Source organism: Streptomyces sp. NPDC002076 (assembly GCF_053593835.1).
The window spans coordinates 349925-360256 of record NZ_JBSFDI010000008.1; the positions used below are offsets into that span (position 1 = coordinate 349925).

At 69.8% G+C, this 10332-nt stretch carries 8 protein-coding genes and 1 pseudogene; 8 read left to right on the forward strand and 1 reads right to left on the reverse strand.

Going from position 1 to position 10332, the window contains the following annotated elements; translation table 11 throughout:
- The first annotated feature begins 156 nt into the window (after nucleotides 1-156).
- The 8 genes and pseudogenes from ACWCQS_RS20040 (at nucleotide 157) to ACWCQS_RS20075 (ending at nucleotide 9617) form a co-directional block, all read left to right on the forward strand.
- Nucleotides 157-1518 carry a S53 family peptidase gene (locus tag ACWCQS_RS20040; RefSeq protein ID WP_451005640.1) on the forward strand — a complete coding sequence of 454 codons (1362 nt, stop codon included), beginning with the start codon at nucleotides 157-159 and terminating at the stop codon, nucleotides 1516-1518.
- A 158-nt stretch (nucleotides 1519-1676) separates the two neighbouring features.
- Nucleotides 1677-2138: pseudogene (locus ACWCQS_RS20045) on the forward strand (peptidase S8); the annotation flags it as partial.
- Nucleotides 2139-2498: 360 nt separating this feature from the next.
- Nucleotides 2499-2807 (forward strand): hypothetical protein, encoded by a 309-nt coding sequence (locus tag ACWCQS_RS20050; RefSeq protein WP_014673544.1) that lies wholly within the window; start codon nucleotides 2499-2501, stop codon nucleotides 2805-2807.
- Nucleotides 2808-2914: 107 nt separating this feature from the next.
- Complete coding sequence (locus ACWCQS_RS20055) at nucleotides 2915-3745, forward strand: hypothetical protein (RefSeq protein WP_451005641.1); 831 nt, start codon at nucleotides 2915-2917, stop codon at nucleotides 3743-3745.
- The gene (locus ACWCQS_RS20060; RefSeq protein WP_451005642.1) at nucleotides 3735-5072 is read left to right on the forward strand and encodes a hypothetical protein; all 1338 of its coding nucleotides are present in this window, start codon (nucleotides 3735-3737) and stop codon (nucleotides 5070-5072) included. Before ACWCQS_RS20055 ends, ACWCQS_RS20060 begins: the two co-directional genes overlap by 11 nt.
- On the forward strand, nucleotides 5069-6625 hold the full coding sequence (locus ACWCQS_RS20065; RefSeq protein ID WP_451005643.1) for an SCO6880 family protein: 1557 nt from the start codon (nucleotides 5069-5071) through the stop codon (nucleotides 6623-6625). The genes ACWCQS_RS20060 and ACWCQS_RS20065 overlap by 4 nt, the downstream gene beginning before the upstream one ends.
- 14 nt (nucleotides 6626-6639) lie before the next feature.
- Nucleotides 6640-8052, forward strand: coding sequence for an ATP-binding protein (locus ACWCQS_RS20070; RefSeq protein ID WP_450985621.1), 1413 nt, complete (start codon nucleotides 6640-6642; stop codon nucleotides 8050-8052).
- A gap of 26 nt (nucleotides 8053-8078) precedes the next feature.
- Nucleotides 8079-9617: a type IV secretory system conjugative DNA transfer family protein gene (locus tag ACWCQS_RS20075; protein WP_451005644.1), complete on the forward strand. Its 1539-nt coding sequence runs from the start codon at nucleotides 8079-8081 to the stop codon at nucleotides 9615-9617.
- On the opposite strand, the gene ACWCQS_RS20080 is transcribed toward ACWCQS_RS20075, so the two are convergent.
- Nucleotides 9614-10180, reverse strand: a complete 567-nt coding sequence (locus ACWCQS_RS20080) for a GNAT family N-acetyltransferase (RefSeq protein ID WP_451005645.1) — start codon at nucleotides 10178-10180, stop codon at nucleotides 9614-9616. The genes ACWCQS_RS20075 and ACWCQS_RS20080 overlap by 4 nt on opposite strands.
- Between the last annotated feature and the right edge of the window lie 152 nt (nucleotides 10181-10332).

Below are 10332 nucleotides of genomic sequence, written 5' to 3' on the forward strand. Positions count from 1 at the left end.
CGCCTTGAGTAACGCGGAAGTCAGAATTCCGAAAGCCTCTTGTTGTCGCGTACTCAACAACGCGATGGTCGTCGCGGGCCGCCGCCCCCACCGGTCACCCACTGGTGGCCCCCCACACCCGCAGGCCTCTGTAAACCACTCACAGGAGGCTGTACCTTGCGTACGACCACCCCCAACTCCCCCCACATACGCGGCAGATGGCGCCGGATCGGATCGGCCGCCGCGGCCACCGCCGCACTCCTCGCCGCCGGCCTGACCACCGCAGCCCACGCCGAAGCCGCCACCACGCCCCACAAGGTGACCGCCAAGACCATCGCCGCCCAGGTCGCCAAGGCCCATGTGCGCTACGAGAAGGCGTGCGGCGCCGCCCCGAGGAAGGGCTACGCCGCCTGTGACGCCCTGCGCGTCACCGGTGGCACCACTGCCTTCATGGAGAAGCAGGCGGCCCTGAAGGGCATCACGCCGAAGACCGTCTCCCCGAAGGCCGCCTCCGACTCCCCCACCGGCTACGGCCCGAGCGACATCCAGTCGGCCTACGGCCTGACCGACGCCGCCTCTTCCAACGGCTCGGGCGAGACCGTCGCCATCGTCGACGCCTACGACGACCCGAACGCGGAGTCCGACCTCGCGGCCTACCGGTCGTACTACGGCCTCCCGGACTGCACCACCGACAACGGCTGCTTCAGCAAGGTCGGTCAGACCGGCTCCACCACCTCGCTCCCCTCCGCCGACAGCGGCTGGGCCGGCGAGATCTCCCTCGACCTCGACATGGTCAGCGCGACCTGCCCGAACTGCAACATCCTGCTGGTCGAGGCCAAGTCCGCCTCGGACGCCAACCTGGGCACCGCGGTGAACGAGGCCGTCAAGCTGGGCGCCAAGTTCGTCTCCAACAGCTACGGCGGCTCGGAGTCGTCGTCGGACACCTCGTACGACACCTCGTACTACAAGCACCCGGGCGTCGCCATCACCGCCAGCGCGGGCGACGAGGGCTACGGCGCCGAGTACCCGGCCGCCTCCCGGTACGTCACCGCCGTCGGCGGCACCTCCCTGTCGGCGGACTCCAGCAGCCGCGGCTGGACCGAGTCCGTCTGGAACACCTCCAGCACCGAGGGCACCGGCTCCGGCTGCTCCGCCTACGACGCCAAGCCCAGCTGGCAGACCGACAGCGGCTGCGCCAAGCGCATGATCGCCGACGTGTCCGCGGTGGCCGACCCCGCCACCGGTGTCTCCGTCTACGACACCTACGGCTCCGACGGCACCGGCTGGAACACCTACGGCGGCACCAGCGCCAGCTCGCCCATCATCGCCTCGGTCTACGCCCTCGCCGGCACCCCGGGCAGCAGCGACTACCCGGCCCAGTACCCGTACAACGCGGCCGGCACCTCCGCCCTCAACGACGTGACCAGCGGCAGCAACGGCTCCTGCGCCACGGCGTACTTCTGCACCGCCGGGTCCGGCTACGACGGCCCGACCGGCTGGGGCACCCCGCAGGGCACGAGCGCCTTCGGCGCGAGCTGAGCACCACCACCCGAACCACCCCGTCGGGTCACGGGGAGCCGCCGGTGTGAGGGGGACGTGGGGTCCCCTCGGCGGCACGGAAAGGAGGACGGGCCACGGCAGCCGGCCGTGGCCCGTTTTCCCCCACCGGACATCAGGAGCTGCTCACACACCGCCTTCACGGCGACGACGACCTCGCGAAGTACCGCTCGTACTACGGCCTGTCCGCCTGCACCACGGCCAACGGCTGCTTCAGGAAGGTCAGCCAGGCCGGCTCCATCACCTCCCTCCCCACCAGCGACACCGGTTGGTCCGAGGAGATCTCCCTCGATCTCGACATGGCCTCCGCCGGCCACGGCGCCGAGTACCCGGCCGCCTCCACCGCAGGCCGGCACACCTTCGGCGGCACCAGCGCCGGCTCACCCGTCATCGCCGCCGTCTACGCCCTCGCCGGCACCCCGTCAAGCGGTAGTTACCCGGCCAAGTTCCCGTACCGCGCGGCCGGCACCTCCTGCCTGAACTACGTCACCAGCGGCAACAACGGCGCCTGCGTCACCAGCTACCTGTGCACCGCCCAGTCCGGCTACGACGGCCCGACCGGCTGGGGCACCCCGCAGGGCGTGACGGCCTTCACCGGCTGACCGCACCCACTGCTTCGCAGGCCACCGGCCCCGACGGCACTCGCCGCCGGGGCCATGTCCTGTTCCCCGCCCCCACCCATGAGAACATCATCTCGACGCCTCACCCGACCAGCCGTCAGAAACCGCGCCAGGTCGTAAAGGAGGTCAACGACCCAACCACACGACAGGTTCCGGTCGGACCTCGTTGCCCGGCGTGACCTGCCGTGATACACAGAGTGACCGTACGCGTCATTCGTACGAAACCCGCCAGCCAATGACGTCAAGTCGACATACGACCGCGAAGTTGTCGGCGACAATGAGACCTGCCCTCCGCACACCGCGGGGGCCACGCGGAACTACCCACCAGGGGCGGTGACTTACATGCTCTTTGCGGCCGACAAGGGAGACATCAACACCATCATCGGCGGGATCGCTCCGGACTGGGGCCCCTTCGGCAGCCTGGGCAACGAGGCGAAGGTGATGATCGAGGTGGTCATGGCCGTGGCCATCCTCCTGTGCCTCGGCATCGCGGTATGGGGCGCGGCCAAACAACGCATCGGCGCGACCGCCCTGCGCGACACCTTCAGCGCCGAGCAGGGCAAGGGCCTCATCATCGCCGGCCTGACCGGGGTGTTCATCATCGGCTCCCTCGGCACCCTGTTCACGATCGTGTACGGCATGGCGGTCTGAGTCCCTGAAGGTTGCGTCTCCCTGATGTCGAGTCACCACACCGCGCCCGCGCGGCAAGCAGCACGGCTACCGTCGTACGTCTACGAGGGTGAGGGAGCGCGCACGCCATGACCTCCGGAGACGACCAGGCCTACACCGACTACGGCGACATGGGCCACACCCGCACCCGCCTCCCCGAAACCGACCCCTACGGCGGCGCCCCCCGCCGAGGCCCCCACCGCTCCTCCTCCCGCTCCCTGGTCACGGTGGTCGGCGTAGTGGTCCTCCTCATCGCCGCGATCGCTTTCGCCAACAGGGGGGACGGTTCGTCGGCCGACGGCTCGACCGCGAAGAACCACAAGCCCACAACGGCACCCACGGACGCCAGCGGAACACGTCCCGTGGACACCAAGACCGCCGGCGTACCGACCGGATTCGCCCACACGGAGCAGGGTGCACAGTCGGCCGCCTCGAACTACGCCGTGGCGCTGGGCTCGACGGGCATGTTCAACAAGGACAGCCGCGACTCCCTCCTGCACCTCCTCTACACTTCCCAAGCGGCGGCGAGACTCCAGGGACAGATGGACCAGGCCTACTCGGCCGACTTCCTCGCCACGATGGGCCTCGACGCCTCGGGCAACCCGCCGAAGGGCAGTACGTTCGTCTCCCGGGTGGTCCCGGTCGGCACGACGATCCAGCACTACACGGAGAACGACGCCAAGGTGGCGGTCTGGTACCTGGGGCTCATCGGCATGGCCGGCAACTCCTCGACCGACCCTGTCACCTCGTCCTGGAAGACCTGGACGTTCGACCTGCAGTGGTCCGGGGGCGACTGGAAGATCACCTCCGACACCCAGAAGGACGGCCCCGCACCGGTACCCGGCGACGACAAGGCCGCCACCTCCGACGAGATCAGCAAGGCCATCGAAGAGTACGGAGGGTTCACGTATGCCCGGTAGCCCGCGACGTACGCTCAAGCTCGCCGGAGTCGTGACAGCCGTACAGACCACGGCCGTACTGCTGGCCACACGTGCCTTCGCCGCGCCCTCACCCGGGCCTTCGCCCTCACCGTCGAAGAAGTACAACTGCGACGTCATCTCCGGCGAGGCCAAGAAGTACTGCGAACGCGGCAACGCCTCCAGCGGCTCAGGAGGTTCCAACCTCCCGGACGACTCGACCCTCGACCCCCTGTCCTCCCTCGCCAAAGGCTGTGCCGAAGCCGCGTCCTGGACCATCGGCAAGCTCAGCAAGGCCGTGAAGGAGACCGCCAACGTCGACTTCACCAATCCCAAGTTCCTGCAGCAGTACGCGATCGTCTTCGCCGCGTCGACGATCCTGACCCTGCTGCTGTGGCTGCTGGCCGTGGCCAAGCGCGCGGTGCGCGGTGTGCCGCTCACCACCGCCATCTCGGAAGCCGTCGGATTCCTGTGGCTGACGGTCCTCGCCTCCGCCTTCACCCCGCTGATCCTCTACACGGTCGTGTCCGCGACCGACGGAGTGACCGACGTCCTCGCCAAGGCCACCGGCGACCAGGCCGACACGTTCTTCGGCACCTTCTCCGGCGCCCTCGGCAAGGGCACCGACATCGGCGGCGGCCCGATCATGCTGATCGTGGTCTCCCTGGTCAGCATCCTCGCCGCCGGCGTCCTCTGGCTGGAACTGGTCATCAGGGCCGCCCTGCTCTACGTCGGCGCCCTCCTCGGCACCGTCGTCTACGCGGGACTGGTGGACAAGAACCTGTGGGGGCATGTCCGGCGCTGGGCCGGAATCATGATCGCCGTGATTCTCGTCAAGCCCGTCATCGTCATCGTGCTCGGGCTCGCCGGTGCCCTGTCCAGCGGCAACGGCCCCGACGCCTTCTCCGCCGTCGTCTCCGGCCTCGCCATCATCCTGCTCGCCATCTTCGCCAGCGCAATGATCTACCGCTTCGTCCCCGGCTTCGGCGACGAGATCGCGAACGGCCGCAACAACCGCATCATGCAGGGCGCCGAAAGCAAGGCCGCCGCCGTCATCAGCTCCCCCGCCACCCTCGTCGCCCAGGGCATCAAGACCCACAGCACCCGCGCCGACAACAACGGAGCCGGCGCAGGACAGACCGGGAGCAGCACCCCACGCCCGGCCAACCCCGCCACCGGCGGGGTCGCCGCCCACAGCAGCCGCCCCACCGGGGGCGGCGGCGGAGCCGTCCCCTCCGCCACACCCGCGCCCCGCGCACCCAGCCCCGCCAACACCCCGCACGCCGGCAACGCCCGCAACATCAACCGCACGGGAGGTGAAGGGCGTTGACGACCGAGTCCCACCTGTCCCATCCGGTCACGCCCCGCCGTACATATCTCATCGGCCGCGCCCGGCCGAACGCGATCATCGGCCGCAACCGCGAGTCCGGCGAGATCGCACTGATCGTCGCGGGCGCGTTCCTCGGCATGATGTGCGGCCTCCTCGTCCCGGTCCTGTCCCTGCGGATCGTGCTGCTGATGGGCTTCCCACTGCTCGCGCTCGCCGCGGTCTACGTGCCCTACAAACGCCGCACCTTCTACAAGTGGTTCGAGATCAACCGCAGCTACAAGCGGACCGTCAAGAGCGGCGCGCACTACCGCTCGGCCGCCATGGAAGCCGGCACGCGCCTCGACGGACGCGAGGTCGAGATCGGCCCGCCCCCGGGCATCGGCCGCATCACCTGGCTCGCCGCCCCCTTCGGACCCGACGAGATCGCCGTACTCCTGCACGCCGACCGCAAGACCGTCACCGCCGCCATCGAGATCGAGGGCCCCGGCGTCGGCCTGCGCGACTCCGAGGACCAGGAGGCCCTGGTCGACCGCTTCGGCACCCTGCTCAAGCACGTCGCCAACGGCGACGGATTCGTCACCCGGCTGCAGATGCTCGCCCGCACCCTGCCCGCCGATCCCGACGCCCACGCCAAGGACGTCGCCCAACGCGGCGACCCCCGCTCCCCCGGCTGGCTCCAGCAGTCGTACGACCAGCTGCAGTCCATGGTGTCCACCAGCAGCGAGCAGCACCGCGCCTACCTCGTCGCCTGCATGCACTACAACCGCGAACTGGCCGCCGAGGCACACGCCATGGCCCGCGCCGTCCGCGCCCGCGGCACCAAGGTCGACCGGGACTCGGGCCTGGCGGTGGTCATGGCCCGCGAGCTGACCGACATCTGCTCCCGGCTCCAGGAGGCCGACATCCGGGTCCGCCAGCCGCTGGGCCAGGGCCGGCTCGCCTCCCTCATCCACTCCATGTACGACCCCGACCACCCCATCGACCACATCCAGGCGATGACCAAGCGCAACGCCTGGCCGGCCGAGCTCGACGCCATGGAGCCCACCTACCTCCAGGCCAAGACCCGCGAGTCCAACACCCGCGCCCCCTGGTGCCACGCCACCGCCTGGGTGAAGGAGTGGCCCATGACCCCGGTCGGGGTCAACTTCCTCGCCCCCCTCCTCGTCCACACCCCGGACGTCATCCGAACGGTCGCGGTGACGATGGATCTCGAACCCACCGAGGTAGCCATCGAACGCATGCTGACCGAGAAGACCAACGACGAGGCCGAGGCCTCCCGCGCCGCCAAGATGAACCGCACCGTCGACCCCCGGGACGTCGCGGCGCACAACCGCCTCGACCAGCGCGGCGAAGACCTCGCCAGCGGCGCCGCCGGCGTCAACCTCGTCGGCTACATCACCGTCTCCGCCCGCACCCCGGAGGCCCTCAACCGCGACAAGCGGACCATAAGGGCCTCCGCCGGCAAGTCGTACCTCAAGCTGGAGTGGTGCGACAGAGAGCACCACCGCGCCTTCGTGAACACACTTCCCTTCGCCACCGGCATCCGAAGGTAGGGGCTGATTCACCGATGCGGGATCCGCTGTCCGTCCTCACCGACGCCTTCACCTCCTTCCTCTTCGGGAAGGTCGAGACGACCCGGCTGCCGGTGCGCACCTCCACGGGCCAGGCCCAGGCGGTCTATCTGCCCACCGCCGCGCCCGGCCTCGGGGACTCCGGTGTCATCATCGGCCGCGAGGTGTACTCCGGAAAGGGCTACATCTACGACCCCTTCCAGCTCTACGGCCAGCAGCTCCCGGCTCCGCACTGGCTGGTCCTCGGCGAGTCCGGCAACGGCAAGTCGGCCCTGGAGAAGACCTACGTCCTGCGCCAACTGCGCTTCAGGGACCGCCAGGTCGTCGTCCTGGACGCCCAGGGCGAGGACGGGGTGGGTGAGTGGAACCTCATCGCGGAGGAGCTGCGGATAACTCCTATCCGGCTGGACCCCATGGCCGCCCTGGACCACGGGATCCGGCTCAACCCGCTCGACCCGGCGATCACCACCACCGGGCAGCTCGCCCTGCTCCGGACGATCATCGAGGTCGCCATGGGCCACAGCCTGGACGAGCGCTCCGGCTTCGCCCTCAAGGTCGCCCACTCCTTCGTCAACGAGACGATCGTCGACCGCCAGCCGGTCCTCTCCGACATCGTCGAGCAGCTACGGCACCCCGAGCCGGAGTCGGCCGAGGCGATGAACGTCGCCATAGACGACGTACGGGCCTGGGGCCTGGACGTGGCCCTGGTGCTGGACCGCCTCGTCGACGGTGACCTGCGCGGCATGTTCGACGGCCCCACGACCGTGGGAATCGATCTGGACGCCCCGCTGATCGTCTTCGACCTCTCCCACATCGACCGCAACTCCATCGCCATGCCCATCCTCATGGCGATCGTCGGCGTCTGGCTGGAGCACACCTGGATCCGCCCCGACCGCAAGAAGCGCATCTTCCTGGTCGAGGAGGCCTGGCACATCATCAACAGCCCGTTCGTGGCCCAGCTGTTCCAGCGGCTGCTGAAGTTCGGCCGCCGGCTGGGTCTCTCGTTCGTGGCGGTGGTGCACCACCTGTCCGACGTCGTGGACGGCGCCGCGGCCAAGGAGGCGGCGGCGATCCTGAAGATGGCCTCCACCAGGACCATCTACGCCCAGAAGGCCGACGAGGCCCGGGCCACCGGCCGGGTGCTGGGTTTGCCGCGGTGGGCCGTGGAAATCATCCCGACACTGACGCCCGGCATCGCCGTATGGGACGTCAACGGCAATGTCCAGGTGGTCAAACACCTGGTCACGGAGACGGAACGCCCGCTGGTCTTCACCGACCGCGCGATGACCGAGTCCTCCAGCGACCTCACGGCCGACGACGCCCTGCGCGCCGCCGAGCTGGAGGCCGAGCAGCGGGCCGCGGCCTTCGTGGAGCAGCATCTGGGCGACTCCGAGTCGACGGTGGCGTAGGGGCGCGAAGGACAGGGGAGGAACGGGTGAGACCGGACGCTCGTGATCGCCGCGAGGACCGCCACGAGGGCCAGGGCGGCATCCCCGACGGCCTGCTGATCGGCATCCTCGCGTTTCTCCTCGGCATGACCCTGCTGGTGTGGGCGGCCACGGGCCTCGCCGCCCTCTTCGCCAAGGGCGCCTGGCCCCATGGCGTCACCTTCACCCGCACGCCCCTCGCCATGCGCCACCTCATCGGCGCACCCCACGACATCACCGGCGCCTGGCCCGACACCCCCGCCGCCCAGCTCTCCGGCTGGGGCCTGTTCTGGGGCCTGTTCATCGGCCAGTTGATGATCCTGTTCGTCCTCACCGTGTTCGTGATGGGAGCGGTCGCGAGATGGCGGGCGGGGAGGGCACGGGCGCGGGCCCAGAAGGCGATGCCGACGGCGCCGGAACAGCGGTACGAGGTGCCGGTAGAGCGGTACGAGGTGCCGGTAGAGCGGTACGAGGTGCCGGTAGAGCGTACGGAGCCGGAGCCGACGGAGGCCGTGCCGGCCCCGCAGCCTCGTGAGACCCCACCGGATCCGGCGCCGCAGAAGCCTTTGGCTCCCCTCTCGGCCGACGGTGAAATGGTGGACGGGTGGGAAGCCACGCGTCCCGAAGGCCCGGTGCTCTACGCCCCACCCGCAGCCCGCCAGACGGCCGCAGCGCAAGCCGTACGCGACGCGGAAGGCCCCGCCCTGGTCGTCACCTCGAACCCCGACCTATGGTCCGAGACAAAGGACGCCAGAGCCAAACTCGGCCCCACCCTCCTCTACGACCCCACCCACCTCTGCGACACCCCGGCCCGCCTCCACTGGTCCCCCACCACCGGCTGCGAGGACAAACAGACCGCGCTGAGCAGAGCCACCGCCCTCCTCGGACCCGTACAGCCCACGGCAAGGATCGACCAGACCGTGGCCGACACCGCAGTGACGCTCCTGCGCAGCTACCTCCACGCCGCAGCGCTGGAGAACCGCACCATCCGCCATGTCCACCGCTGGTCCCAGGGCATCCAGGTCCAGGACGCCGTACGCACCCTCCGCACCCACCCCAAGGCCGCCCCCGGCGCCGCCGGCGAACTCGAGGCCGCGCTCACCGCACACCCCGAGCGCCGCGACATCGCCCAGGAGCTGACCAGCCGGGCCCTGTCGGCGCTGTCCACGGTGAACATCCGTGAGGCCTGCACCCCGAACCGAACAGATGCCCTGTCACTGGATTCCTTCGTCCACGAAGGGGGCACGCTTTATGTGGTCGGTGAATCCATCGAGGACCCCAGGAGCAATCCCGGCGCGATGCCGCTCCTGACGGCCCTCGTCTCCAGCGTGGTCGAGCGCGGCCGGCGCATGGCCGAACGGTCATCCTCCGGTCGGCTCGACCCACCACTCACCCTGGTCCTGGACGACATCGCGGCCGTGGCCCCCATCCCGCAACTCCCCGACCTGATCGCCACCGGCACCGACCAGGGCCTGCCCACCCTCGCCCTGCTCCGCTCCCGCGAACAGGCCCGCTCCCGCTGGCCGCACCGGGAACTACCGGTCTAGGACGGCCACTGCAGCACGAACTCCAACTCGTTCTGCCGCGCGTCCCGCACGAACGGCACGACCACCCCGCTCGGCACGAACCCCGCCTTGCGGTAGGCGCCCTGGGCCCGTTCGTTGTCCTCGTGCACCAGCAGCCGCACCCGCTCGGCACCCCGCTGCCGTGCCCACTCCACACCGGCGTCGAGCAGGGCCTTGATCAGCCCGTTCCCGCGGTGCCCGGGCCGGACGAACACCCCGACCACATGCCCCTGCCGGCACTCGACGGCGAGTCCGGCCCAGTCCTTGGTCCCGGCCTCCTCGATGAGCACGGTGACCGAGCCGGCCCAGGTCCCGTCGGGCGTCTCGGCGATGAACTGCCGCGCCGCCGTGGACCCCTCCCCGGATCCGACCGCGCGGTCCTGCCAGAACACGTCCGCGCGTGCCTCGGCCTCCTCGTACGTCTCCAGGAAGGCGAGGCCCGCGCTCGGGTCCCGCAGCGCGTCCAGGCGCAGTTGCTTCACTCGGGGCCAGTCGTCGGGTCGTATGGCGCGGATGACGTAGCCACCGCTGGTCGAGGTGCTCATGTGGGCCACCGTAGTGCCGCCCGTCGTGAGTGGCATCCCATATTGGGAAACGCTGTGAAACGCAGAAAGGCCCACGCCATCCGGCGTGGGCCTTTCCCAAGAATTGTTCGGCGGCGTCCTACTCTCCCACAGGGTCCCCCCTGCAGTACCAT

Excerpts from the sequence above, each read along its gene's own strand:
- ACWCQS_RS20055 (WP_451005641.1), top strand. The coding sequence starts at position 2,915 with ATGACCTCCGGAGACGACCAGGCCTACACCGACTACGGCGACATGGGC.
- ACWCQS_RS20070 (WP_450985621.1), top strand. The coding sequence starts at position 6,640 with ATGCGGGATCCGCTGTCCGTCCTCACCGACGCCTTCACCTCCTTCCTC.
- ACWCQS_RS20060 (WP_451005642.1), top strand. The coding sequence starts at position 3,735 with ATGCCCGGTAGCCCGCGACGTACGCTCAAGCTCGCCGGAGTCGTGACA.
- ACWCQS_RS20080 (WP_451005645.1), bottom strand. The coding sequence starts at position 10,180 with ATGAGCACCTCGACCAGCGGTGGCTACGTCATCCGCGCCATACGACCC.
- ACWCQS_RS20050 (WP_014673544.1), top strand. The coding sequence starts at position 2,499 with ATGCTCTTTGCGGCCGACAAGGGAGACATCAACACCATCATCGGCGGG.